The organism is Acetobacter sp., from assembly GCF_052102375.1.
Lineage (GTDB): Bacteria > Pseudomonadota > Alphaproteobacteria > Acetobacterales > Acetobacteraceae > Acetobacter.
Genome location: NZ_JBQDXI010000016.1, coordinates 18,405 through 43,112, shown reverse-complemented (window position 1 = coordinate 43,112; position 24,708 = coordinate 18,405). Strand labels below are relative to the sequence as shown.

Here is a 24,708-nt window from a genome sequence, read left to right as displayed (position 1 = left end):
GGCAGGAAGCAGTGGGTCAAACATCCAGCAGTTCTCCAACAGATTGCGCGTGCTCCTGAATAAAGGCGAAGCGCAGTTCCGGTTTGCGGCCCATCAGGCTTTCAACACGCTCACGGGTGGCGAGACGGTCTTCCGCCGGAGCAACAACACGCAGCAGCGTACGGCGCTTGGGGTCCATTGTTGTTTCTTTGAGGTCCGCCGGGGGCATTTCCCCCAGACCTTTAAAGCGGGAGACATCAATTTTACCGCGAGACTTGAATTCTTTCTTAATTTTGCGGTCTCGGTCGGCATCATCCATGGCGTACACGGAGCGGGCGCCCTGCGTCAGCCGGTAGAGCGGCGGCTGTGCAAGGTAGAGATGCCCCGCACGGATAAGCTCCGGCAGCTCACGGTAGAAGAATGTCATGAGCAGGGAGGCGATATGTGCGCCATCCACGTCAGCGTCGGTCATGATGATGACGCGGCCATAACGTAGTTTGCTCAGCTCAAATTTGTCGCCAGACCCACAGCCTAACGCTTCAATGAGATCCCGCAGTTCCTGATTGGCGCGTAATTTTTCTGTCGTGGCACTGGCTACGTTCAGAATTTTGCCGCGCAATGGCAGAACGGCCTGTGTTTCACGGTTGCGCGCCTGTTTGGCAGAGCCCCCAGCGGAGTCGCCCTCAACAAGAAAGATCTCCGTTTCCTCAGCACGTTCGCGGGTGCAGTCGGTCAGTTTGCCGGGCAGGCGGAGGCGGCGTGTGGCACTCTTACGCGGTGTTTCTTTCTGCTCACGGCGGCGAAGGCGTTCTTCCGCCCTCTCAATCATAAAGGTCAGAAGCGCATCGGCCTGCGGCGGATTTTGCGCCAGCCAGTGGTCAAACCGGTCCCGCAAGGCAGTTTCAACCAGCTTGCTGGCCTCGGACGATGTAAGCTTTTCCTTGGTCTGGCCCTGAAACTGCGGGTCACGGATAAAGACCGAGAGTTGCGCCGCTATGCTGCCCAGCACATCTTCCGCCGTAATGGCTGCTGCTTTTTTATTGGAGCGTTGATCACCCCAGGCACGCAAGCCCTTTACCAGAGCATTCCTGAACCCGGTTTCGTGTGTGCCGCCTTGTGGGGTCGGAATGGTATTGCAGTAAGAGGCAAGAGACGCCGCACCGCTTTCCAGAAACGCGACAGCCCATTCTACGCGCCCATTGTCGCGCCCGTCTGCCGCAGGCGGCAGGGCGGCATCGCCCGCCCACATGGGGGTGAGGAGGGGAGCTGAGGCTCCCAGTTCATCACTCAGGCTGTCAGCCAGACCGCCGGGGAAATGCAGCACTGCTTCTGCTGGTGTGTCGTCGCCAGTTTTGATCAGCGATGGATCACAGTTCCAGCGGATGGTCACACCACGGAAAAGAAACGCCTTTGACCGGCACAGCTTATAAAGCCGTGAGGGCACAAAATGGTGCGTCCCAAAAATCTGGGTATCGGGCACAAAAGCAATCTGTGTGCCGCGACGGTTCTGGGTGGCTCCGGTTTTTTCCAGCGCGGTTACGGGAATGCCGCGTTCGTAAGATTGCTGCCATATGGCGCGGTCACGGGCAATTTCCACATCCATGCGGGAAGACAGAGCGTTCACGACTGAGGAGCCAACACCGTGCAAGCCGCCAGACGTTGCATAAGCCTTGCCGGAAAACTTACCACCCGCGTGGAGGGTCGTAAGAATAACCTCCAGCGCGGAGCGGTCAGGAAAGCGGGGATGTGCGTCTACGGGTATACCGCGCCCGTTATCCCTGATTGTCAGTTTGTTGCCGGGTTCAAGGCTGACATCAATGGTGGAGGCATGGCCTGCCACGGCTTCGTCCATGGCGTTATCCAGCACTTCAGCGGCCAGATGGTGCAGGGCGGTCTCGTCCGTGCCGCCAATATACATACCGGGGCGGCGGCGTACTGGTTCCAGCCCTTCCAGCACTTCAATGGCGCTGGCGTCATAGGCTTGCGTGCTGTCGGCTTCAGGCTTCGCTGCCTTTCCGGCAGACCGGCGGGAGGGCGGAGGGGGCTCGGAAAACAGGTCGCTCATGGTTACGGTCTGTCCCGCTTTGTGAAGGATTCGTCAAGCGTTAGACGTTACTCTTCTTTAAAATAGGTACAAAAAGAGAACATCCGCGCTGGAAATTTATGGAGTATACGAGTCGAGTACGGAAAAATAAGGCCGCGGAGAGCGCGGCCTTAAGTGGGTCAGAATGAAGAAAGGAACCGCCTATATCAAGCTTTCCGTACGGACCGTGTCTTACGGGCTGTCGGGCGTGTGGCACGGCTTGGGGTGGCAGGTGCTGCACAGGTTTCAAAGGAGGCAGGCTGCGTTACATCCTTGGCTTCTGTATAGTTTGCCAGATCTTCCGTGGTGTCCAGTGCATTCACTTCGTCGAACATGGCCAAACGCTGCTGGCAGAAAATGGTGCCAGCGGACAGGCCTTTCTCAGACTGCACGTTAGCAAGCTGGGTAATATAGTCGTCATGCTCACGCTGTGCGCTGCGGCCATACGTATTACGGAAATACGTGTTCAGCTTCTGCTCTTCATCCAGCAGGTTGCTGCGGAATTTGGCGACAAATGAGTTGTAGCGGTCCTGCGCGCTGCAGGAGAGGGCGGTTACCATCAACTCGCTCTTCAGGGCCTGCACATCAAAGGCTTCATGTGCGGGGGAGTGGCCGCACGGTGTAGCCGCTAGGCTGTAAGAACTATGCAGTACGCCCGCAGCGAGAACGCCTGCGGCCAGAAGACGAGAAAAACAGGACATGCGGTTCCTCCGATAGATGCCGGGGCTGGCGTTTTTCATCACGTTAAGGTGTTGCCCGCGGTCCAGCATACGAGACGGTCTTTATAAAGGTTCGACGACACGAAATAGCGTATTCAGGAGAGAAAGCCAGAGGCATTTTTAAGTGGTCAGTCAGTGTTTCAGGCTGAATACCATATAAGCCTTCAAAGACTTTGTTTTCTCCGCCGACGCAGATTTCCTCTTAAAACGTCACATTTGGGGCAAAATGATGGTTGGGCCGCCGCATTTTACTAAGCGGCAGAAAACAGAAAGCCCTGAATTTTTTAGCCCCTTTCTTCCAAGGCGCGGATGTTCTAAACGCAAAAGCGAATCATGGTGCGCAAGGCGCTTATGGGCCGAAAACTCTTTCAGCCAGTTTGCCTCCGGCCGCACAGGGTTCATCCTTTGTAATAATTGATGAATGAGTGGAGCTGACAGTGCGCTTGCGAGGAATAGCCGTTCTGGCACTAACAGGTGGTCTGCTTGCCGGCTGTGCGACCACCAGTGGTCCCGTTCGGACTGGAACACCTAACCCGTTCGGGTATCTGAAAAAGTCTGCGGTCTGTAGCACAACCCCCGTGAAAACGGGTGCGGATGGCCAGCTTTCCACCACCATGACCGTCCGGTCCGACGATGGCCTGTGTGAGCTGAAGCTCTCCCAACCGTCTGGCAAGGCCTATGCGTCCTTTGGTGTTTCACCTGCGCCAGAGCACGGGAAAGCTTTCCTGTATAGCTTGGATGATGACACGCACGTCAGCTACACCCCGAATATGGGCTATGCTGGTACAGACAGCTTCACTGTTACCCTGATCCCGGGTGGCGGGCAGAAGCGTACACGCCTGACCGTAACTGCTCAGGTAGATGCAACTGGCGTGGTTATGGCCAAGCCTGTTGTTCCTGCCGTGACAGCCCCGACTACGGCTAAAAAAGCAGCAGCGCCTGCACGCCGCCGTGTGACGACAGCTAAGCGCAAAAAATAATACGATACAGGGTGGCCTGTTTAAGAAATTAGTAAACAAGCCACCCGTAAAAATTGCGTAGATACAAGAAAATCCCCGCAGCAGAAAATGCTGCGGGGGTTTTTGTATGGAGAAAGCGGCTATTATAACTAGATAGAAAAGGTAATAGGCTCGCTCAAGGGGCGCTTCAGGCCGGATGTTTCAGCTTTTTTGACCAGATCATCAAGGCTGGTTTTTTTCATCTGCACGGTCAGGTCTTTATCAAACTGTTTCCAGCTTGGTTCTATCACCTTGGCAAAAAGCGGACCCTGTGGTCCGTCTTCCGGGTTCTGGTCGTCTTGCGTAACCGCGTTGATAATATCGACCAGAGAAATATCGCGGCGGGGGCGGCCAAGCCGGTAACCACCACGCGGCCCACGAATACTTTCCAAAAGCCCTGTCCGGGAGAGAGCCTGAAGCAGGGGCTCAATACCACGGCGGGCCAGATTGGAACGTTCTGCAATATCCGCAGCACTGACTGTACCGGAACGGCCTGCGTGGAATGCAACGTCCAGCATAATGAGAACAGCCGTCATGGCTCTATCACGGCGCAGGATCATGATCCGGTTTCCTTCCACCTCAAAAAAGGGCAAATGTAACGTTACGTCTGGGCTGTCCCGCATATAGCAGGGGTTGTCCGGTTTATCTACGCGGTTATTTCGTATTATAATGTTGACAGAAATGCAGACAGACGAAAAGGCGTTTTCATGACAGCTCCGGATCTTTCCCGCGAGACATATGGCTTTGCGGCTCCCCGCGGCCGTATTTACGACTCCATTACCAATGTTGTCGGTGGCACGCCGCTGGTGGCTGTGCCGCATCTGATACAGGAAGATAAGCTGAAAGCCCGCGTGCTGCTGAAGCTGGAATTTTTCAATCCGCTTGGGTCGGTCAAGGACCGCATTGGCGCAGCTATGGTGCTGGCCGCTGAAAAAGCTGGTCTCATTACGCCGGGCCGTACTGTGTTGGTTGAGCCAACATCTGGCAATACCGGCATTTCCCTTGCCTTTGTTGCCGCTGCGCGTGGGTACAGGCTGATTGTAACCATGCCCGAAGGTGCCTCCATTGAGCGCCGCCGTATGCTGCGGCTTATGGACGCACAGGTTGAGCTTACTCCAGCGCGCCTCGGCATGGCCGGGGCCATTGCCCGTGCTAACGAAATTTTGAACGAAACCCCGGATGCCTGGATGCCGGACCAGTTTGACAATCCGGCCAACCCCGCTGTTCACGCTGCAACGACCGCTGAGGAAATCTGGGTTGATACGGACGGGCAGGTGGATGCCATTGTTGCTGGTGTTGGTACAGGTGGGACAGCAACAGGCATTGCGGAAGCGCTCAAGCCCCGCCGTAAAAGCTTGCAGGTTTTCGGTGTGGAGCCAGCCGAAAGCGCCATCCTGAATGGGGATGAACCGGGGCCACATGGCATTCAGGGCATTGGTCCCGGCTTCTGCCCGGCAACGCTGCACACGAAATCTCTGGATGGTGTGCTGACGGTCTCTGAGCGGGAGGCGATTGCTGCTGCCCGGCGGTGTGCACGCCTGGATGGTATTCCGGTTGGTATTTCTTCCGGCGCTGCACTGCATGCTGCTTTGCAACTGGCCCGCAAGCCAGAGTATGCAGGCAAAACCATTGTTGCCATCGCCCCGTCCTTTGCGGAGCGGTATCTCTCTACATCCCTGTTTAACGGGCTGTAAAACTTACCCAAGAGGTTAGCGGGGGCAGTATTTTGCCCCCGTTTTCTATGGCAGTGGCGCTGTCTGGTATAGCGCCACGCGCAAGCCGCCATGGGGTATGGGCGCTGTGTTGGGTAGAAAAGGCAGGTGCGTGGCATACGCCAAGGTGGGCTCACTGGTAATAAGCCCCACACGCCAGCCGGAAAAATGGTCAAGCATGGTTTGGCCAAAAGCACGATAAAGTGCCGCCAGTTGCTCCTTATCCCCTATACGCGTGCCGTACGGGGGATTGCAGATCACAAGGCCCGGAGGCTCGTTGGCGGGGGGGCGCACCTCGCTCACAGGCTTTTGCTCAAACACGCAAAAATCTGACACACCGGCACACTGGGCGTTTGCCGCGCATATCTCAATGGCAACGCTATCTCGGTCGCTGCCATAAAAGCGGTGTGGGGGTGTGCGTTGGCTTTTAACGGCCCGCATATGCGCCCACGCGGCGGCGTCAAAAGTTGCAAGTTGCTCAAACGCAAAGGAACGAAGGCGGCCGGGGTTGAGGCGTGCCGCTATTTCGGCCGCTTCCAGCACAAATGTACCGGAACCACACATAGGGTCCAGCACGGGCTCGGCCCCGCTATACCCGCATTGTGTGAGGAAAAGAGAGGCGAGAGTCTCCCGCATGGGAGCACGGTTAACGGCCACTTTGTGCCCGCGACGGTGGAGCAGTTCGCCAGAGGTATCAAGGCTGAGAGTACAGACATCATTTTCGATGCGTGCCTTGATAACAATGTTGGCAGTCTCTGTACTTGCTACCCCCAAAGAGCTGGAGATGGCAGCGGCAATACGCTCTGCAGCGGCGCCTGCGTGATAAATGCGGGAGGTTGCACAGGAAGCCTCAACCCGAAATGGGAGGTCAGGGCGTAGAATACGAGCCCATTCAAAAGCTTTGGTGCGGCGTTCAAGCTGGGTGAGATAACGCGCGGGGAAACTCACAAGGCGCGCAAGGACCTTGTTGGCACCGCGGACCCACAGATTGGCACGCCAGACTTCAGGCCAGCCGCCTTTTATGGTTACGCCGCCCGGAACAGCCTTGGCGTTTTTGAAGCCCTTAAGCCGCACTTCCTGACATAAAATGTCCTCAAGGCCGGGCGTGGTAGCCAGAAAAATTTCGAAGTCAGGCGTGTGTGTCATCATGTTTGAATGGCAGTGCAGGAGGGAAAGGGCAATATCTGCCACGAGCAATAAAAAACCGCTCTGACCAAAGCCAGAGCGGCACCGAAACCAAACAGTATGGCCGGTTTTTACTGGAAGATAATTTCCACGCGGCGGTTCTGAGGCTCTTTGGTGTTGGCGGCTGTATGCACCAGCGGGTTGGTTTCCCCATAGCCATGCAGGTCAATGGTTGTGCCAGGCACACCATCACGCATCAGCTCAGCCTTCACCACCTCTGCACGACGCAGGGAGAGCTTCATATTATAGTCTTGGCCTCGTTTCTCACCAGGATGAGCGGAGGAGTTGTCAGTGTATCCAGACACGGTGATGCGCGTGAGCGTTGTGTGCGTTGAGGCCTGCGCCGCAACAGACACAATGGAGCGCGCCCGGTCTGTCAGGTCTGCTTTGTCCCAGTCAAAAAAGATCAGATAGCTGCGCGCTGCCTGAGGGGCCGGGGCCGCACTTTCTGCTGGCGGTGGGGGCGGTGGGGGAGCTGGGTTGAACTCATACCGCAAGCCGAGCATCAGGGAGTGGTTAAAGTCCGTCTTGGTGTCGCGGTTGCCGCTGGCAAACCCATAGGGTTTTGCCAAGTTGGCACCACCAACCGTGCCCCATGCAGTGGAACTATGGGACTGCGGGCCAAGCATGGTCCAGAACCGGTATTCCGCTGTCATGGACAGACCGACCACCCACGGTGTGGGGAAGGACAGGCCAAAAATACCCTGATAGGCAAAGTTGCCGAATGTACCGCCCATATGCTGGCTGATCTGGTTACCAGTCAGGCTGGTGTTCAGATGTGTCCAGCCATAGCCGACACCAGCGCCGAAGTACGGGAACAGCCAAGGCTTACCTATGTCCATATCAAACAGGGCATTTGCCATAACGCCGTAGGTCTGGCGGCGGCCATCTGCCCTACCTGTGGCCGGGCTGCCCACAAACTGCTTGTAGGCCATGCTACGGTAGTCGCCTTCAACTTCCACCCGGAAGCCGTTGCCCAGCCCATAGCCAAGCGAGCCAATACCAACGCCGCCCGTACGCCACCGGTCACGGCCATGCGGAAACATGGGAGAGCTGCGGACCATCTGGTCCTGATTGAAGGTTGCGCCGCCTTCCCCTCCAACATACAGGCCCTGTACCGGTTGAGCCATAACGGGGGCCGCGCACAGTAAAAGCCCTGCGACCAAAGGCACAGAAAGCAGTGTTTGCGCGAGGAGGCCTTGGCGCAGCTTCATGTTATTCTCCCTGCTGTGGCACTGGTTCGGTAGTGGCCGGGCATGTGGGTAGGTGTGCAGATAAAGCACATAAGCTTGTCTTCTTTGCTGTAAACTTGCGTCATGTGCAACAGGCACATCGCTCTGTTTTCACATAGGTGCCTGTTTTGCGTGGTATCAGGCCATCTGGCGTGTGACATAAGTCACACATATTTTCGTGTCCTTAGAGCAGAGTCGCGGTGAAGGGCGGTTTAAACTCCGGGGCTTCAAGTTCCAGAACCCACAGGTCGGGGTCAAAACGGGTCTGGCGCTCAAGGTAGAGGCTGATTTCTGCGGGTGAGAGCGGATTTTCACCTGACGACCTGAGCCATGCGGCTTCCCCTTCTGGCGTTCGTGTTTGGCTCAGAACAACGGCGGAGCCATTTCGTTCCAGTAAAACCACCAAAATGCTGCCTGCATCTGCATCGCCCTTCCGTAAAAGCATGGCAGACTGCCCATTTTGCGCGGCCTGCCTAAGGATGGCGCGTGCCACAAAATCCGATTTCAGGCGTGGTGAGGTCATTCCTTGGAGGCTGCCGGAAGGGCGGCCGGGTCTTCAGGCATTGCAGCAATGGCAGCTCTGTACCACGCCTTGTTTTCGAGCACCGCCCGCGCTGTTTCAACGTCCCGATCACTGCCAAGAGCAGCAGGGCAGGCGCGGCGAATAGCCAAAATACGCGACACAGTGAGCGGGAAACGGGCAGCGCGGGACGCAAGCACTGCGGCGCGGTTGTCCAGTGTGCCGTGGGCCAGACTATGCAACTGCCTGCTGGTATCTGCCTCCCCAAGGCTTGTGCAGATCTGGGGCATGACCCCCAGGCCCTGCAACGGCCAGTGCAGAGGGGCTATAACACGGCTCCAGGTTACAAAAAGCTCCCCTTCATCAGGTAGCTGCGCAACCGTTTGCACAAGACCTTTGCCAAGGGTGGAGCTTCCAATCACAACGGCGCGGCGATGGTCCGCCAACGCGGCTGCTAGAATTTCTGCTGCACTGGCCGTCCGGCCATCCACCAGAATGGCAATGGGCAGATTGTTGGTCATATCTCCGCCCTGTACGGCCCAGATATGATTAGCCTGTGCATCCCGCCCGTCCGTTACCGCGGCCACGCCACGGTCCAACAGCAGGGCTGCTGCGGTAACGGCTTGTTGCAAGACCCCGCCACGGTTGCCGCGTAGATCTATGATCAGCCCTTTTAAGCCTGGATCCTGCGTTGCCTGATCCAGATACTGGCTCATTTCCTCTGCTGTGTCGGAAGAAAATGAGGTCACGCGCAGGACGACAAGGGAGCCACTGGCAAATGCAAAAACAGTTTCAGGCGGAACCTTCGCGCGGCGCAGCACAACAGTGTGCCCGCGTTTTTTGCCAGGTGAGAGCAAACGCAGGCTCACGCGGGATTCTTCTTCTCCCTGCAACCACTGGGTAACAGTTTCTGCGGTCTGCCCTGCCGTCAGTTTGTTGTTAACTGCAAGCAGCCTGTCGCCTGTATCTACGGTTGCGGTCCATGCCGGGCCGTTCGCGTTAACGGCGGACACTATGATGTCTCGACCTTTGCGTGTCAGGCTGATTCCAGCATCGGCCTCACCGCCTACGCGGGCATGGCGGTCTGTTGTGGCAGAGGAGGGACCAATATAGCGGGAATACGGGTCCAGATGATTGAACAACTCGTCAAAAAACGCCTGCACCAGATCTTCCCGCGCCGCAGCTCGAACGCTTTCTGAGTGAGTGCGTGCCGCCGAGATAAATTCTACAGCCAGATGCGCCCATTCGTCATCATGGTTGGCGGGAGGCGCGGGGCGGGAGAAAAGAGATGTCTGCCCGGCCAGAAGGCGGATGTCTGCCCCGCGTGTATCCAGAGAAAGCGTGGGGTCCAGAGCCGTGAGCGCGCCAAGGCCCCAGAGCGTAAAGTCCCGGCTTGAATGGGCTTCAAGTGTACGGGGGCCGAGAAATTCCAACGCTGTAGCAATAACCGTGCGCACCATAGCCAGATCAATGCTGGTGTCTGGGGTGGCTGTAACAGTCGCTGCCGGTTGCGTAGCGGCTGAGGGCAGGGCGTCAGCAACTGCTGCTGCTGCGTTTTTAGGCGTGGGGGCTCCTGCCGGTGACAGTGCTGGTGGCGTTGCCACAGGCGTGTCTGGCGCGGCTGTAGGGCGGCTGCCAGACGGCAAGGAAGGAGCCGTTGCTGCTTTGAGTGACGAAGGCTGGCACAGGATAAGGGTTGCCACCAGCATGCAGGGAAAAGCCCGCCGGAGGGGGGGGACAAAGCGCAGGGCTGTATTAGTGCGCATCGGAATCTGCTGCCAGAGTAAGGGTGCCCCGCGCCGGGTTTGTTGCCCTGAGCACAACAGACAGCAGGCAGCCTGGCTGAAGCGTTGCTTCAGACCGCCAAGGTGCGTGTGTGGTGTGCGAGTCGTCATACAATCCTGAATCATCCGGCAAAGCGCTACGGAAAAGCAAAGACGGAGTTCCCGTCTTCGTCAATGTCAGGGTGACGGCCGAGCGTGTTGTTCCTGTCACATAAGCCGTCATGGCGTGACCGCACAAGGGGCGTAGAAAGAGCGCTGCAAGCCGGTTTTGGCATGCCAGTGTGGCAGAGGCAGCACGGCGCTCCGTAAAATGCAGATGCCCTGCCAGCGCATGTAAAATCTGCATTTTCTGCAAACCTGACTCGGCCGCTGTCTCACCCTCAGATCGGTCGGGACGGGAGCTAGACTCTAATGTTGCAATAACGGCACGATGTGTGACCAGATCAGCATAGCGGCGTATGGGGCTGGTAAAGTGTGCATAGGCTGGCAAGGCTAACCCATGATGGCGGGACGCGACGGGAGAATAGTGTGCAGGAACACGGCGAACCTGCTGCCCAGCTTTAGGGGCTGCGTGCGTGCGGAACATGCCCAGAACGCTTTTTTGCTGCATGAAGTCTGCCACAAAGCGGTTGGCGGCTATCATGAAGCGCGCCACGATATCCTGTGCCAGACCCTGTGGGCGGGGTTTGAACGCAACGGGATACCCCATCTGGTCAAACGCAATGCTGTAGGCATCCGACGCGTGTGTGTTCTCGCTCTTTTCTCCTCTGCTCAAGGCCTCTTCACGCAGGGCAGTAGCGGCTTTTGCCAACGTGCGCAGGAGTGTGTGTGGAAGTGTGTTTGGGGGGGGGAACGGGCTCTCACACCCGTCCAGTGCGGATTGTACCTGTTGGTAGGTTAAACGTGCCGCACTCCGCATAAGACCCCTGCCCAGATGGCCTGACACACAGTGACCTTCTGCCGTGAGAGTGAGGTCAACATAGACGCAAAGCCGGTCTTCATGCGGCTTGAGGGAACATGCTCCAGCCGAGAGGCTTTCCGGGAGCATGGGCAGCACATGGCCCGGCAAATAAACAGAGTTGCCGCGTATAAGGGCTTCTTGGTCCAGTATGGAGCCTTCAGGCACGTAATGGCTGACATCTGCTATGGCAATGACCAGATGAAAACCCTCTACCGTCTCCTCTGCCCAAATGGCGTCATCAAAATCCTGCGCTGTGTCATCATCAATCGTGATGAGTGGCAGATCACGCAGATCGCGCCGGTCGGCTTTTGCCAAAGCGGCTGGGGACTGGGAGGCAAGATGGGCCTGCGCCTCGCATTCTGGAGTAAAATTTTCTGGGAGGGCGTGTGTCAGAATGCTGAGGGTGGCTGCCATGTCGGGCGCATCACAGTCTCCTAAAAGGCGGGTAATCACGAACGGAGCGTTTTTGCTCGTTTGTGGGAGGGTGGTATCGAGTAAAGCGATGACACCGGGCTTCAAGGCTGTGAAAAAAGCGTTGTCCTGCGTGACACTCACAGTAACGGTCAGGTCGATACGCCCATCGCAGGGTTCAAACGTAGCCAGACATGTTGTGTCTGCCTGAAGGCAACAGGCCGTCAGGTGTGCCGGGAAGCTGCTGATTTGGCGTGAGAGCAGACGAATGGGGCGTCCTTCCCGTAAACGGTTGCGGCCCGTACTCGGGCGCAGCCGGACGAGGACCTCATCTCCGGGTAGCAGGAAGGTGCCATCTGACAGGCCTGAGACAAGCAGAATCGAGGTGTCAGGTGTATGGCTTTGATAGGCGTAGGCGCAACCGTCAGACCGCAGGTGTGCCAACGTGACACGCACTATGTCGGGCAGGCCGGTAATGGCTTTCAGCCTGCATGGAGGCAGCGTTGCCAGTTCCCCGGCAAGTGCCATTTCATGCAGCACAGTCCGCAGCCGTGCCTTCAGGCTAAGGGGCAACCCTAAAGCATGGAGGATATCAGCAAGCCCCATAGGGGCACTGCCAGCTTCCAATGCGTGCAGAATGGCCCCATGCTCGGACAGGGGCAAAGGCCCGCTGCCCTTCCGCATGGTTTATTCGGCCTTTTTCTTGCGCGTGGCGGCGGTACTTGCCTTTTTGGGCGCAGCTTTCTTGGCAGGCGCTTTTTTGGCTTTTGCCGGTGCTTCGTCTCCCTCGGCTGTTTTGGCAGCTTTGGTGGTGGTTTTCTTGGCAGCGGTCTTGGTTGCTGTCTTCTTTTTGGCAGCAGCCCCTTTGGCTTTCAAAGGCTTTCCCTTTTCCGCCAACAGAGCCACAGCATCATCCAGCGTGACATCATCCATATCTGTGCCACGGGGAAGAGTGGCGACCATCTGCCCATGTTGCACATAGGGGCCAAAGCGGCCTTTACGCACCATAACTGGCTCTGCGTCCTTGGGGTGTGCCCCCAAAGTGCGGATGGAGGCCAGTTTTTTGGCCAGTGCATCCACCGCTCTATTTAGGCCAATGGTCAGTACATCGTCGTCTTTGTCCAGAGAGCCGTAGATGGCTCCCATTTTGACATAAGGACCAAAGCGACCAAGCCCAGCCTCGATTGGTTCCTGAGTTTCAGGGTGTAGCCCGACAAGGCGGGGAAGGGAGAGAAGCCCCACAGCCGTGTCCAGCGTGATTTTGTCCCCTTCCACACCTTTGGGGAGAGAAGCCCGTTTGGGTTTAGCCTTCTTATCATTGGGGTCTGGTTCACCCTGCTGAACATAGAGCCCCCATGGGCCTTGGCGGACCGTAATATCTTCGCCCGTTTCAGGATGCTGGCCAAGAACGCGCATACCATCTTTCAGGCCTTCGCTGCCCTCACCATCCTCAGCGCTATCAGCAGACAAACGGCGGGTGAACTGGCACTCCGGATAATTGGAACAGCCAATAAACGCACCATACCGGCCCAGCTTCAGGCCAAGGCGGCCCGTACCGCAGGCTGTACAATGCCGTGGGTCTGACCCATCTGGCCGAGGCGGGAAGAAGAAGGGTCCAAGGTCTTTATCGAGTGCATTGAGCACATCGGTAATGGTCAGGTCTTTGGTGTCAGCGACGGCCTGAGAGAAATGCTGCCAGAAGGAGGCCAGAACCTCTTTCCAGTTAGCCTGACCGGCTGAAATATCGTCCAGCAGCTCTTCAAGGCTTGCAGTAAACTTGGTGTCTACATAGCGCTCAAAGAAGGAGACAAGGAAAGCTGTCACCAAACGCCCACGCGCTTCAGGAATGAAGCGACGATTTTCCAGCATGACATAGTTGCGGTCTCGCAGCACAGTCAGGATGGAGGCATACGTGGAAGGGCGGCCAATGCCGATCTCTTCCATTTTTTTCACCAGCGAGGCCTCGGAAAAACGCGGAGGAGGCTGGGTAAAGTGCTGATCGGCCTCTACTTTTTCCTGCTTCAGCGGGTCACGTTCCTGCATGGGTGGCAACATGCGGGAGTCATCATCGGCTGCTTTGTCGCTATCATCCCGGCCTTCAGTGTAAAGGCGCAGGAAGCCGTCAAACGTGATGATGGAGCCGTTGGCACGCAATACGGTCTGGCCGGAGGGGCCAGAGATATCAACAGCCACCTGATCTAGTGCTGCAGATTCCATCTGGCTGGCTACGGCACGTTTCCAGACCAGCTCATACAAGCGGCGCTGATCTGGTGTCAGATATCCAGCAACGGACGATGGTGTGCGGAACACATCTGTCGGGCGGATGGCTTCGTGGGCTTCCTGCGCATTTTTGGCTTTGGACGAATAATGCCGTGCCTGCTGCGGGACATAGTCCGGGCCAATCTGCTTACCAATATGGCTGCGGATGGCGTTTATGGCTTCCTGTGCCATCTGCACACCATCGGTACGCATATAGGTAATAAGACCAACGGTCTCACCGCCCAGTTCAATCCCTTCATAAAGCTGCTGGGCTGTGCGCATGGTAACCTGCGCCCCCATGCCCAGCTTACGTGACGCTTCCTGCTGAAGGGTGGAGGTTGTGAACGGTGGCTGCGGGTTGCGTTTGACCTTGCGCCGCTCAACAGAGGACACGGAGAGCGTTTCGCCCTCAACCGTTTTCCGGGCAGCCTCGGCTAAATCCGCCGTATTCAGGTCAAACTGGTCGAGCTTCTTGCCGTTTAAGTGGGTCAGGCGTGCGGTAAACGGGGCACCGGCGGGTGTGGTCAGGGCGGCGGCTACGGTCCAGTATTCGCGTGGCTGAAAAACCTCAATTTCCGCTTCCCGCTCACAAATCAGGCGCAGCGCTACAGACTGCACACGACCAGCACTTTTAGAGCCAGGCAGTTTGCGCCACAGCACAGGAGAGAGCGTGAAACCCACCAGATAGTCCAGCGCGCGGCGTGCCAGATAGGCTTCGATCAGTGGGAAATCGAGCTCACGCGGGTGCGCCATGGCGTGTTTAATGGCGCTTTTGGTAATTTCGTTAAAGGTCACACGTTGAACATCAACGCCTTTAAGGACCTTCTTTTCTTCCAGCATGGACCGGACGTGCCAGGAAATGGCCTCACCTTCACGGTCCGGGTCAGTGGCCAGATACAGTGTCTTGGCCCCGCGCAAAGCCTTGATGATGGCGGCAACCTGTTTGGTACCGCGCTCATCTGCCTGCCAGGACATGGCAAAGCCTTCATCCGGCCGTACGGATCCGTCTTTGGGTGGTAAATCCCGGACATGGCCAAAGGAAGCCAGTACCGTGTAGCCATCACCAAGATATTTGTTGATCGTTTTCGCCTTTGCTGGCGATTCGACCACCACAACGTCAGTCATAGTCTCTCCGACCTGCCGGAAGCAGCACTTCAATCAGCCCTCTTGCCTGCCTCATTTGCCAAGGCAACGCGCCCTCCGGGAAGGAGCGTAATGCGCTCAGTCAACTCAAGTTCTGTCAGCGCAGTCAAGACGGCGGAAGCTGAGAACTGACAGTGCCTAACCAGATCGTCAACCGGTATGGGCGTAAAGGAGAGCAGATCAAGTAATTTTTCCTGCACGGTGATGGGCTGTGCAGGAGGGGGACTTTGCACAGGATCAGCGGAAGGGAGTGACTGAAATTCAGCAGATTTAGGCGGTTTTTGGCCCGAAATATGGTGAGGCTGGCCTGAGGCGGGAAGTGACGTAAACAGGGTTTCAGCAGGAGGAGAGTAAAAAACGCGCTGACTCGTATTTTCTTGTGTCAGCGCGCTGACCGGGAAGGAAGCGAAGCGGGAGAGGGGCGGCAGATGTGCCAGAATGTCCGCCGCGCTTTCTGTCAGAATGGCCCCATGCCGAAGCAGGTCATTGCTACCTCGGCTGCGTGGGTCCAGTGGCGTGCCGGGAACGGCAAAAAGATCTCGCCCATAGTCCAGCGCCAGCCGTGCGGTAATAAGGGTGCCGGAATGCAAGGCGGCTTCCACCACCACGCACCCCAATCCTAATCCGGCGATAAGGCGGTTACGGCGCGGGAAATGGCGCGCGGTTGGAATGGTGCCAAGCGGCGCTTCCGTTACAACCACGCCCTTTTCTGCAATTTCTGCCTGAAGGCGTACATTTTCTGGCGGGTACGGACGGTCCAGCCCGCCCGCAATGGCCGCTATTGTCACGCCTTTACGGTGTAGCGCGCCCATGTGGGCGGCTCGGTCAATGCCACGTGCCAACCCTGAAATGACTGTCAGTCCTGCTTTGACCAGATCCGTTGCCAGACTTTCTGCTAGCCGGACACCATGCACGGACGCATTGCGTGCCCCCACCAGACCAACGCCCGCTTTGCTCAGTGCGGTACAGTCTCCCAAAACAGACAACACGGGAGGTGCGTCTGGGCAGGCTCTTAGTTGCGGGGGGTAAGCAGGGTCCAGCACGGTAAGAAACTGGCCGCCCAGTTTCAGGGTCTGTTCAATTTCATGCGTTATGTGGTCAACGGAGGGGAGAGCGAAAGGTGCCCGGCCCTTGATACGCACATGGGGTAGGGCTTCAACGGCCGCTTGGGGCGTATGGTAGCGTTCTATCATCTGCCGCCAACGCCCCGGCCCGATACCGTCCGTCCGGGCAAGGCGCAGGCATGCCAGAAGATCTGTCACGCAGGCTGTCTCATTTTACCTTGCGTTCAACCCGAGGTTCCGTCCCGTTTAGGAGGCGGCCAATATTAGCGTGGTGGCGGGCGAGCACCAGCAAGCTGATGAGCAGTGTTGCCATTGGTTTGGGTGAAGTCTGGAAGCTGAAATCATGCAGGGCCAGCATGACCACAGGCATGATAACAAATGCAGCAATGGCCCCCGCTGAAGAAATGCGGGTCAGTTTGGCAAAGCCCAGCCATGCGGCACATCCCACCAGCCCAGTGAGAGGAGAGAGTGCTAGTAAGGCCCCAAGCCCTGTTGCAACCCCTTTGCCGCCGCGGAACCCAAGAAAAATTGGGAAACAATGCCCAAAAACCACCGCCAGCGCTGTAACGGCGGTAATAGGCGCGGCAAAATCCGGCGGTGTCATGATCCATGCAATCACGACAGCCAGAAAGCCCTTGGCCGCGTCTAATGCCAGCGTGGCTGCGGCAAGGTCTTTGCGGCCTGTCCGCAGCACATTGGTAGCACCAATGTTGCCAGAGCCAATTTTGCGCAGGTCTCCCGCGCCAGCCAGATTAGTCAGAATAAGGCCAAAAGGTACGCTGCCTAGGCAGTAACCAAGGAAGGCCATGGCAGCCATGAGCCAGAGCGCGTAGGTAGGCAGGTTTTCCGTCATGCCGCTGTCGCTCCATAGACAGGACGGCCCGCTTTCCATGTGCCCAGCACTTTGCCTTCCAGCGCACGGCCATCAAAAGGTGTATTCTGTGCACGACCCGGCAAAGCGCCCGCTTCAACCAGCCAACTGCGTTCCGGTGCAAACAGGCAAAGGTCTGCTGCGGCACCCTTGGCGAGAGTGCCCGCTTTTGACCGCAGCAGACCTGCGGGTTTATGCGTCAGCAGGGCAATGGCCTGTGGCAGGGTTAAAGTGCCATCGTGCACACGGCCCAATGTCACACCTAACAACGTGACCATCCCCGTACCGCCTGTTGCGGCCTGCGCGAAAGGGAGGCGCTTGTCGTCAGCATCGCGTGGCAGGTGGTCGGAGGCTATGGCGTCAATTGTGCCATCGGCCAACCCAGCACACACTGCCAAACGATCAGCTTCGGACCGGAGCGGCGGCGAGAACTTGGCGTAAGTACGGAAGTCACCAATCGCGTTTTCGTTCAGGTCAATATAGTGGGGCGCGGTATCGCAGGTTACAGGGACACCACGCGCCTTGGCCTGACGGATGAGTTCAACCCCTTCACCGGTTGAAACATGCCCGAAATGCAGGCGGCCACCTGTAAGTTCCGCAAGTCTTATATCCCGCGCAATCATGATGGATTCTGCAACAGTTGGAATGCCCGCCAGCCCCATGCGGGTGGCAAGCTCACCCGCAGTTGCGCAGCCAGACCCGGCGAGGGATGGTTCTTCAGGGTGTTGGACAACCATGGCGTTAAAGCCGCTGGCATAGGTCAGGGCCTGACGCATAAGGCGGGCTGGATCTATGGCGCGGGCACCATCTGTAAAGGCAACGGCCCCGGCTTCGTTCAGCAGGCCTATTTCCGCCAGTTCCTGACCTTTGCAGCCTTTGGTCAAAGCGCCGTAGGGCAGAATGGAAATAGCCCCAGTTTCCTCACCACGGCCACGCAGCAGCCGCACGAGGGCAGGGTTATCAATGGCGGGTTCGCAGGTTGGCAGTACGGCAATGGTTGTGATGCCACCGGCGGAGGCCGCACGTGCTGCGGAGGCTATGGTCTCACGGTATTCGTGCCCCGGCTCACCAATTTCAACGCGCATATCCACAAGGCCGGGGCACAGGACCGCTCCCTGACCGTCGATAATTTGTGCGTCTTCAGGCTTGCCTTCAGCACCGGCTTTGTCCGTGGCTTCAATAACCCCGTTGCGGACCAGCAGACGGCCCGGTTGGTCCAGTTCTGCGGACGGGTCCAGAAGCCGGACATTTTCAAAAAGAAGAGTGCTCATGCTGAGTGCCTGCTGCGTGTCAGGCGGTCCAGCACGGCCATGCGCACGGCAACGCCCATTTCCACCTGTTCCTGAATCACGCTCTGGTCAGAATCCGCGACCTGACTGTCAATTTCCACACCACGGTTCATGGGGCCGGGGTGCATTACCAAGGCATTGGGTTTGGCCAGCGCAAGCCTGCGGTTGTCCAGACCATAAAAGCGGAAGTACTCACGCGCACTGGGAATAAGACCTGCGGACATACGCTCGCGTTGCAGACGGAGCATGATGACGACATCTACGTCCTTCAGGCCTTCTTCCATTGTATGGAAAACCTCCACTCCCAAATGCCGAAGGGCGTTTGGCACCAGAGTGGGTGGCCCGACAACTCGCACGCGGCTGCCCATGGTGGTGAGGAGGTGAATGTCTGACCGCGCTACGCGGGAATGGGCAACATCTCCGCAGATGGCAACGGTCAGGCCAGCCAGATGGCCGCAATGGCGGCGAATGGTCAGGGCATCCAGCAGAGCCTGAGTTGGGTGCTCATGTGTGCCGTCCCCGGCATTCACCACGCAGGCTTCTACTTTTTGTGCCAGCAAGGCGGGTGCACCGGACTGAGCATGGCGTACGACCAGCAGGTCAGCCTGCATGGCGTTGAGGGTTGCTGCCGTGTCCAGCAGTGTCTCACCCTTGTTTACGGAAGACTGGGCGACAGACATGTTGATAACGTCTGCCCCCAACCGCTTGCCCGCCAGCTCAAACGAGGTACGGGTGCGGGTACTGTCTTCAAAAAACAGGTTTATCAGGGTGCGGCCCCGCAACACGTCCCGCGAGACCTTGCGGGACCGGTTGAGCAGGGCATAGCTTTCGGCCAGATCAAGCAGCGGCTCAATCTGGTCCGGCGTCATGCCTTGCAGGCCAAGCAGATGCTGGGTGTGCCGGCCGGGAAAGCTAGGCATGCAGGGCTGCTCCAATACGGGCCAGAGTTTCGTCCTTACCCAAGGCAAAGAGCGTGGCATCAATGCCGGGGGACGTGTTGGACCCGGTTACGGCAGCGCGTACAGGCTGGGCCACCTGACCCAGTTTATGGCCTTCACGCTCGGCAAAGCGGCGCAGAGCAGCGTCAATGGCTTCTGGTGTGAAGTCTTCTACTGCTGCCAGTTCACGCGCCAGACCGTCCAGAATGGTCCGGGCTTCCGGGGTCAGAATTTTCTTGGCTTTATCATTGAAGGTCAACGGCACATGGCGGCCAAGGAAGGCTGCACTTTCCGTCAGCTCCACCAAGGTGCGGGCACGCTCTTTCAAGCCGGGCATCAGAGCCAGAACACGGGCGCGTACTGTCTCATCCGTCTGCACACCCTCAAGGGCCTTCAGGCGGTTCATTACATCATCGGTCAGGCGGGTATCATCTGCCTGACGCAGCCACACGGCATTGATATGAAGCAGCTTGGCGTAGTCCATGCGGGAAGGGGAGCGGCCAACGCCGTCAATGTCGAACAGTTTGATCTGTTCTTCACGGGACAGGATTTCAGCATCCCCATGGCCCCAGCCCAGACGCAGCAGGTAGTTGCACAGGGCTTCGGGCAGATAACCCTGTTCCCGGAATTCCACCACAGATTGTGCGCCATGACGTTTGGACAGTTTGGCGCCATCCGGGCCGTGGATAAGCGGCAGGTGCCCAAAGCGGGGCAGATCCCACCCCATGGCACGGTAGATCATGGCCTGACGGAATGTGTTGGTCAGGTGGTCATCCCCACGAATAACGTGGGTAATGGCCATATCATGGTCATCCACCACAACCGCGTGCTGGTACGTGGGCGTGCCGTCAGAGCGGAGGATGATCATGTCATCCATTTCCGCGTTGGCCACGCGGACTTCGCCCTGCACAAGGTCGTTTAGAACAGTTTCGCCCTCACGCGGGGCTTTGATACGAATGGCGTAGGGAGCCCCTTCAGGCGCTTCAGAGGGGTCACGGTCGCGCCACATGCCGTTATAGCGAGGGGGCTGGCCATTTTTCATGGCGTCTTCCCGCATCTGCTTCAGTTCTTCTTGTGTGCAGTAGCACTTGTAAGCCAGACCTTTTGCCAGCAGTTCCAGCGCTACTTCAGCATGGCGTGCCTGTCGCGTGCTTTGAAAAACAGGCTCTTCATCTGCCGTAATGCCCATCCAGGCCAGACCGTCAAAAATAACGTCTACTGCCTGTTGGGTGGAACGCTCACGGTCGGTATCCTCAATGCGCAGGAGGAACTCGCCGCCGTGATGACGGGCAAAAAGAAAATTGAACAGGGCCGCGCGGGCATTGCCAATGTGCAAAAGGCCGGTCGGACTCGGAGCGAAGCGTGTACGGATGGTCGTCATAAGGCGCACCCATATCACGCACGGGCGCGGGTAGCCATACGCTGTGGCGGGGTAACGGCTGCCCATCTGTGCACAGGCGGTGGCCGTGTTGCCTGTGTTTGACCGCATGACACTTCGCCTGCTGGCTGAATATAGACGTCTGGTATTGTGGGTACCCGTGGCGGTGGCGATGGGGAGTGTGTGGTACTTCGCTCTTCAAACCGAGCCTTCAGCACTCTGCGGTCTGGTTCTTCCTCTTGGTGTGGCCTGCGGCAGCAGTGTTGTGCTGTGGATGTGGCGGGGCGCGGTTTGGGGGCGTGTTCTGGGCACAGGGTGTGCTGCTGTGGCTATTGGGTTTGCAGCGGCATGGGGGGCAGCGCATCGCCATGCCCCCATGCCGGAACTCCCCCGCCGCGCGATTGAACTGAGCGGCACGGTCAGGAGTGTGACGCAAGGAGTGGCGCCAAAAACAGGGATTGCAACCCGCACTATCGAAGTGGTGGCGGCACAGTTTGAAACCCCTCTCGATTCGGGAATGGCACCTCTTTCGCGCAGTCTTCGCCTGAAATTACGACCGGATGACACCCAGCCCCTCTTTCCCGGGGACACGGTGTGGCTACGAGCCATGCTGACACCCCCGCCTTTTCCGGCATATCCGGGAGGGCGGGACATGCAACGCGATGCATGGTTTGCAGACCTTGCTGGATATGGCCGCGTGCTGGACCCCGTTGAGCGCCTGACTACAGCCACGCAGCCAAGTGTTGGGCTGACATTCCGGCTTGAGCCTATGCGGGAAGCACTTGATCAGCGTATTCGTGCCGTATTGCCTGGCGCTGTAGGAGCTGTGGCTACTACTTTGCTGACAGGAGAAGCCGCCACCATTCCGCAAAATATCCGTCAGGAATTTGCGGTTTCTGGATTGGCTCATGTGCTTGCAGTTGCCGGGCTGCATCTGGGTCTTGTCATGACCGTAATTATGGTTGCGGCCAGACTGGCCTTTGCCAGATGGGAATGGGCAAGTTTGCGTTGGCCGTGCAAAGCGCTTTCTGCTTTTGTTGCGCTGGGCGGAGGGGTTGGTTACGCAGCTCTTACCGGTTTGCATCTGCCTGTTATCCGCAGTTTGGTCATGGCAACGGTGGTCGTTGTTGGGGTGTCTATCGGGCGGCGGAGCGTGTCGTTGCGAAGGTTGGCACTGGCAGCACTGGGTATGCTGGTGTGGCACCCTGAGTATGTGCTGAGTGCGGCTTTTCAGATGTCCTTTGTGGCAGTGATGGCGCTTGCTGCGGGCTATGAAGTTGCCGGGCCCAAACTTACCGCTTTTCGAACCCTCGTTTTTAAATCAGCCTGGCTAAAACTTGCCCACAAGGCTGCACACCATAGTCTGGTTTTGGGTCTGACGAGCCTTTTGGCTGGTTTATCAACTCTGCCTGTTGTGATGGCGCATTTTGGCCAGATACAACCCTTCTTTATTATCGCTAACCTGCTTGTCGTGCCTGTAATGGCGCTCTGGGTGATGCCGCTAGGGCTGATGGTCCTTGTTCTGATGCCGTTTCATGGTGAGGCATTGGCTCTTATTCCTATGGGATGGGGTGTACGGCTGATTATTGCTTCAGCCCATGCGGTGGCGCAGTGGCCTGCTGCCCGCATTATGGTGCCCGCAATGCCGTCATGGGCTTTGGGGCTTATTGTGTTGGGGCTGTGTTGGCTGTGCCTATGGCGGCAAAGGTGGCGTTTCTGGGGCTTTGCGCCAATAGGTGTTGGTTTGCTGGTGCCGTTTCTGGTCTTGCGCCCGACCATGATGATTAGCCCGGATGGAGGAATGGTCGGGCTGTATCAGCAAAAAACACTGTGGATAGGCGGTCAGTCGCGAGACGGGGCGTGGCTAAGTGCTGCATGGCAGCAGGCCGTTGCCGCGCAAACCATCAAGCCGTTTCCCGTGCGGGGTGAGGCGCTGGATGGCGCGTTAAGCTGCGATAATGACGGGGAAGCAGGGCTGTGTTTTTTCTCGTCTGCTAACAAGGTCTTTTTGTTAAGGTTGCATGACAGGTCAGATGGTATGCAAAACTTGCCTGATAGCGCTTGTAGGGGCGTGGATGCCATTATCAGTTCTGCGCCCTTACGCCAGTCCTGCCCGGATGTGCCTTTGCGGCTGGATCGTTTTTCTGCATGGCGAAACGGTGCGCAGGCTGTGTTTGTGACCGCAAAAGCACTTGATCTTAAGACAGACCGGGCATGGCAGGGGGCGCGACCATGGGTCTTAAAACCCGGAGGGCATGGGGTGCCTAATTTGCCTTTGGCGCAGCCGGAATAAAAAACTTAACAGAATCTAGCCACTCTTTTTACCACCAGCAGGACAACGTGATGCTGCTTGAGCAACACGCTATTGTGAGAAAACGCCCTGCTGGCAGTTTGGCTATAGTTTAGTCCTTCACAGTGTCGAACGCATCCAGCGCTCGGCTTGAATACACAAGGGCTGCACCGGCGTTGAGCGCTACTGCCACGCCCAGAGCTTCGGCTATTTCCTCCTTTGTTGCGCCTGCTTTTTTGGCACCAACGGTATGAACTGCAATGCACCCATCGCAGCGTGTGGTAACCGCCACTGCCAGAGAAATCAGCTCCCGCGTTTTGTCGTCCAGATGTTTTTTGTCTGGTTCCGGGGTTTCGAGGGTCTGTAACCCTTTGAGGGTATTGGGGGACAGTTTGGCCAGTACTTTTACGTTCTGGCTCAGGTGCGTACGGTAGGCATTCCAGTCAGTCATGTGCTGTGTCCTGTTTTTGTGAACAAAAACCCTCTAGAATGCAGCAGAAAGCATCATGGCCTGTCACGACACGGTTAGGAGAGGTTCAGGCCCCTTGCTCAGTGGGGTGGCTCCCCGCTATCGGCGTAAGGTATGAGCGAGAATAACAAGAACGAGGCACACACGGTGGCACAGCAAGGGCCTATGGCGGTTTATCAGGCGCGCATTGCGTCAGGCGACCTTACGAGTGACCCAGACCAGAAACGGGTAATTGAGCGGCTGGACCAGCTTTGGCAGGAGCTGGATCACATGCCAGTTCCCCAGCCACAGGCCAAAGGGCTGCTGGCCGGGCTTGTACGGCGCATTAAAACGCCAGCGCCACCCCAGCACCCGCGTGGCTTGTATATTGTAGGCCGCGTTGGACGCGGCAAAACCATGGTGATGGATCTGTTCTTTGCCTGTGCGCCGGTGCAACGGAAGGAGCGTATTCATTTTCTGCGCTTCATGCAGGACGTGCATCAGAAGCTTCATGCCCTCAAGGCGGCCAACCCCGGCATGACAGACCCTATCCCGCCGTTGGCTAAAACCATTGCGGGTCGAGCACAGCTTTTATGCTTTGATGAATTTCAGGTGAATGACATCGCAGACGCCATGATTTTGGGGCGGCTGTTTGAAGCTCTTTTTGCTGCCAATGTTATTATTGTCGCCACATCCAATACAGACCCGGGTGAGCTGTTTCAGAACAAGCCGGGGGCGGATGCCTTCAAGCCGTTTATCGCCATCATCAAGCGAGAACTGGACACAGTGGAGCTTGATTCGCAACGGGATTACCGGCGCGGGCGGCAGCAGGACCGGGAGACATGGCTCGTGCCCGCAGACAAGCGCGGCAAACAAAGGCTGGACGAGATTTTTGCCCGTTATGCCGGGCAGGAAAAGCCCAAGTCTGTTACGCTGGAGTTCAGTGGCCGCAGCTTTGAAGTGGATCAGGCCGCAGGCCCCGTGGCCCGGTTTGATTTCAACTCTTTGTGTGGAAAGCCCCGTGGGCCAAACGACTATCTGGCCCTCGCAAAGCAGTTCACCGTTTTGGTCATAGATGACATTCCCAAAATGGGACAGGATGATGCCAACCTCGCACGGCGCTTCATTACCCTGATTGATGCCTTGTATGACAACGGGAATCTGCTGTTTGCCACGGCGGAAGCTACCCCTGACCAGCTCTTTACCACCGGTGACGGCGCGGATGCTTTTGCCCGTACCGCATCACGTCTTGCTGAGATGGGGAGCGAGAGCTGGCTGGCACAGGGTGCCAAGGCCGCGCAGGCCGCACATGGCCTCTCAAGAGCGTGACAGGCCGCTCTCTTGTTCCCGATGCAGCAGCGGTCTAGCAAAATCACAGAGTGGCCAGAGGCACAGCGCCTTTGGCCGGAAGAACGAATGCATGAGTGCAGGAAGGATGCAGGGG

Annotated in this window: 19 protein-coding genes; 4 read left to right on the top strand and 15 right to left on the bottom strand. The window is 57.5% G+C overall.

Translation table 11 applies throughout. The features are described from left to right. Positions 1–16 precede the first annotated feature (16 nt). Both parE and ACTIDN_RS08585 read right to left on the bottom strand, forming a co-directional pair. Positions 17–2,044: a DNA topoisomerase IV subunit B gene (gene parE / locus ACTIDN_RS08590; RefSeq protein WP_441376714.1), complete on the bottom strand. Its 2,028-nt coding sequence runs from the start codon at positions 2,042–2,044 to the stop codon at positions 17–19. A gap of 185 nt (positions 2,045–2,229) precedes the next feature. Next, complete coding sequence (locus ACTIDN_RS08585) at positions 2,230–2,763, bottom strand: hypothetical protein (protein WP_415507946.1); 534 nt, start codon at positions 2,761–2,763, stop codon at positions 2,230–2,232. A gap of 455 nt (positions 2,764–3,218) precedes the next feature. Here ACTIDN_RS08585 and ACTIDN_RS08580 point away from each other — a divergent pair, with 455 nt between their 5' ends. Next, a complete protein-coding gene (locus ACTIDN_RS08580; protein ID WP_441376735.1) occupies positions 3,219–3,761 on the top strand; it encodes an Ig-like domain-containing protein in 543 nt (180 codons plus the stop codon). A 128-nt stretch (positions 3,762–3,889) separates the two neighbouring features. On the opposite strand, the gene ACTIDN_RS08575 is transcribed toward ACTIDN_RS08580, so the two are convergent. Further along, complete coding sequence (locus ACTIDN_RS08575) at positions 3,890–4,339, bottom strand: RrF2 family transcriptional regulator (RefSeq protein ID WP_048838349.1); 450 nt, start codon at positions 4,337–4,339, stop codon at positions 3,890–3,892. Positions 4,340–4,486: 147 nt separating this feature from the next. Here ACTIDN_RS08575 and cysK point away from each other — a divergent pair, with 147 nt between their 5' ends. Next, on the top strand, positions 4,487–5,473 hold the full coding sequence (gene cysK, locus ACTIDN_RS08570) for a cysteine synthase A (RefSeq protein WP_441376713.1): 987 nt from the start codon (positions 4,487–4,489) through the stop codon (positions 5,471–5,473). A 45-nt stretch (positions 5,474–5,518) separates the two neighbouring features. Here the strand turns inward: cysK and ACTIDN_RS08565 are convergent, their stop codons facing one another. The 11 genes from ACTIDN_RS08565 to gltX all read right to left on the bottom strand — a co-directional run bounded on the left by ACTIDN_RS08565 (position 5,519) and on the right by gltX (position 20,529). Then, positions 5,519–6,637, bottom strand: a complete 1,119-nt coding sequence (locus ACTIDN_RS08565) for a THUMP domain-containing class I SAM-dependent RNA methyltransferase (RefSeq protein WP_441376734.1) — start codon at positions 6,635–6,637, stop codon at positions 5,519–5,521. Between the two features lie 110 nt (positions 6,638–6,747). Continuing rightward, entirely contained in the window at positions 6,748–7,890 is a 1,143-nt protein-coding gene (locus ACTIDN_RS08560; protein ID WP_441376712.1) for an OmpA family protein, read from the bottom strand. Between the two features lie 202 nt (positions 7,891–8,092). After that, on the bottom strand, positions 8,093–8,431 hold the full coding sequence (locus ACTIDN_RS08555) for a DUF1491 family protein (RefSeq protein ID WP_415508727.1): 339 nt from the start codon (positions 8,429–8,431) through the stop codon (positions 8,093–8,095). Beyond that, positions 8,428–10,194, bottom strand: coding sequence for a S41 family peptidase (locus tag ACTIDN_RS08550; protein ID WP_441376711.1), 1,767 nt, complete (start codon positions 10,192–10,194; stop codon positions 8,428–8,430). The genes ACTIDN_RS08555 and ACTIDN_RS08550 overlap by 4 nt, the downstream gene beginning before the upstream one ends. Next, on the bottom strand, positions 10,184–12,268 hold the full coding sequence (locus ACTIDN_RS08545; protein WP_441376710.1) for an RNB domain-containing ribonuclease: 2,085 nt from the start codon (positions 12,266–12,268) through the stop codon (positions 10,184–10,186). The genes ACTIDN_RS08550 and ACTIDN_RS08545 overlap by 11 nt, the downstream gene beginning before the upstream one ends. Before the next feature lie 3 nt (positions 12,269–12,271). Further along, entirely contained in the window at positions 12,272–14,968 is a 2,697-nt protein-coding gene (topA, locus tag ACTIDN_RS08540) for a type I DNA topoisomerase (protein WP_415508730.1), read from the bottom strand. Positions 14,969–14,997: 29 nt separating this feature from the next. Beyond that, the gene (gene dprA, locus ACTIDN_RS08535; protein ID WP_441376709.1) at positions 14,998–16,248 is read right to left on the bottom strand and encodes a DNA-processing protein DprA; all 1,251 of its coding nucleotides are present in this window, start codon (positions 16,246–16,248) and stop codon (positions 14,998–15,000) included. Positions 16,249–16,258: 10 nt separating this feature from the next. After that, the gene (gene plsY, locus ACTIDN_RS08530) at positions 16,259–16,903 is read right to left on the bottom strand and encodes a glycerol-3-phosphate 1-O-acyltransferase PlsY (protein ID WP_086650415.1); all 645 of its coding nucleotides are present in this window, start codon (positions 16,901–16,903) and stop codon (positions 16,259–16,261) included. Further along, the gene (locus ACTIDN_RS08525; RefSeq protein WP_415508732.1) at positions 16,900–18,192 is read right to left on the bottom strand and encodes a dihydroorotase; all 1,293 of its coding nucleotides are present in this window, start codon (positions 18,190–18,192) and stop codon (positions 16,900–16,902) included. The genes plsY and ACTIDN_RS08525 overlap by 4 nt, the downstream gene beginning before the upstream one ends. Continuing rightward, positions 18,189–19,130 (bottom strand): aspartate carbamoyltransferase catalytic subunit, encoded by a 942-nt coding sequence (locus tag ACTIDN_RS08520; protein ID WP_048838301.1) that lies wholly within the window; start codon positions 19,128–19,130, stop codon positions 18,189–18,191. Before ACTIDN_RS08520 ends, ACTIDN_RS08525 begins: the two co-directional genes overlap by 4 nt. Continuing rightward, positions 19,123–20,529, bottom strand: a complete 1,407-nt coding sequence (gltX, locus tag ACTIDN_RS08515; RefSeq protein ID WP_415508743.1) for a glutamate--tRNA ligase — start codon at positions 20,527–20,529, stop codon at positions 19,123–19,125. Before gltX ends, ACTIDN_RS08520 begins: the two co-directional genes overlap by 8 nt. An 85-nt stretch (positions 20,530–20,614) precedes the next feature. On the opposite strand from gltX, the gene ACTIDN_RS08510 reads away from it, so the two are divergent. After that, positions 20,615–22,819, top strand: coding sequence for a ComEC/Rec2 family competence protein (locus ACTIDN_RS08510; RefSeq protein ID WP_441376708.1), 2,205 nt, complete (start codon positions 20,615–20,617; stop codon positions 22,817–22,819). 109 nt (positions 22,820–22,928) lie between these two features. Here the strand turns inward: ACTIDN_RS08510 and ACTIDN_RS08505 are convergent, their stop codons facing one another. Continuing rightward, entirely contained in the window at positions 22,929–23,267 is a 339-nt protein-coding gene (locus ACTIDN_RS08505; RefSeq protein ID WP_415508734.1) for a carboxymuconolactone decarboxylase family protein, read from the bottom strand. A gap of 132 nt (positions 23,268–23,399) precedes the next feature. Between ACTIDN_RS08505 and zapE the strand changes: the two genes are divergently transcribed. Beyond that, positions 23,400–24,593, top strand: coding sequence for a cell division protein ZapE (gene zapE, locus ACTIDN_RS08500; protein ID WP_441376707.1), 1,194 nt, complete (start codon positions 23,400–23,402; stop codon positions 24,591–24,593). Positions 24,594–24,708 lie beyond the last annotated feature (115 nt).

Excerpts from the sequence above, each read along its gene's own strand:
- ACTIDN_RS08585 (WP_415507946.1), bottom strand. The coding sequence starts at position 2,763 with ATGTCCTGTTTTTCTCGTCTTCTGGCCGCAGGCGTTCTCGCTGCGGGC.
- gltX (WP_415508743.1), bottom strand. The coding sequence starts at position 20,529 with ATGACGACCATCCGTACACGCTTCGCTCCGAGTCCGACCGGCCTTTTG.
- zapE (WP_441376707.1), top strand. The coding sequence starts at position 23,400 with ATGAGCGAGAATAACAAGAACGAGGCACACACGGTGGCACAGCAAGGG.
- parE (WP_441376714.1), bottom strand. The coding sequence starts at position 2,044 with ATGAGCGACCTGTTTTCCGAGCCCCCTCCGCCCTCCCGCCGGTCTGCC.
- ACTIDN_RS08505 (WP_415508734.1), bottom strand. The coding sequence starts at position 23,267 with ATGACTGACTGGAATGCCTACCGTACGCACCTGAGCCAGAACGTAAAA.
- plsY (WP_086650415.1), bottom strand. The coding sequence starts at position 16,903 with ATGACGGAAAACCTGCCTACCTACGCGCTCTGGCTCATGGCTGCCATG.
- ACTIDN_RS08575 (WP_048838349.1), bottom strand. The coding sequence starts at position 4,339 with ATGATCCTGCGCCGTGATAGAGCCATGACGGCTGTTCTCATTATGCTG.
- topA (WP_415508730.1), bottom strand. The coding sequence starts at position 14,968 with ATGACTGACGTTGTGGTGGTCGAATCGCCAGCAAAGGCGAAAACGATC.
- ACTIDN_RS08550 (WP_441376711.1), bottom strand. The coding sequence starts at position 10,194 with ATGCGCACTAATACAGCCCTGCGCTTTGTCCCCCCCCTCCGGCGGGCT.
- ACTIDN_RS08520 (WP_048838301.1), bottom strand. The coding sequence starts at position 19,130 with ATGCCTAGCTTTCCCGGCCGGCACACCCAGCATCTGCTTGGCCTGCAA.
- ACTIDN_RS08560 (WP_441376712.1), bottom strand. The coding sequence starts at position 7,890 with ATGAAGCTGCGCCAAGGCCTCCTCGCGCAAACACTGCTTTCTGTGCCT.
- ACTIDN_RS08565 (WP_441376734.1), bottom strand. The coding sequence starts at position 6,637 with ATGACACACACGCCTGACTTCGAAATTTTTCTGGCTACCACGCCCGGC.
- ACTIDN_RS08525 (WP_415508732.1), bottom strand. The coding sequence starts at position 18,192 with ATGAGCACTCTTCTTTTTGAAAATGTCCGGCTTCTGGACCCGTCCGCA.
- ACTIDN_RS08555 (WP_415508727.1), bottom strand. The coding sequence starts at position 8,431 with ATGACCTCACCACGCCTGAAATCGGATTTTGTGGCACGCGCCATCCTT.
- ACTIDN_RS08545 (WP_441376710.1), bottom strand. The coding sequence starts at position 12,268 with ATGCGGAAGGGCAGCGGGCCTTTGCCCCTGTCCGAGCATGGGGCCATT.
- cysK (WP_441376713.1), top strand. The coding sequence starts at position 4,487 with ATGACAGCTCCGGATCTTTCCCGCGAGACATATGGCTTTGCGGCTCCC.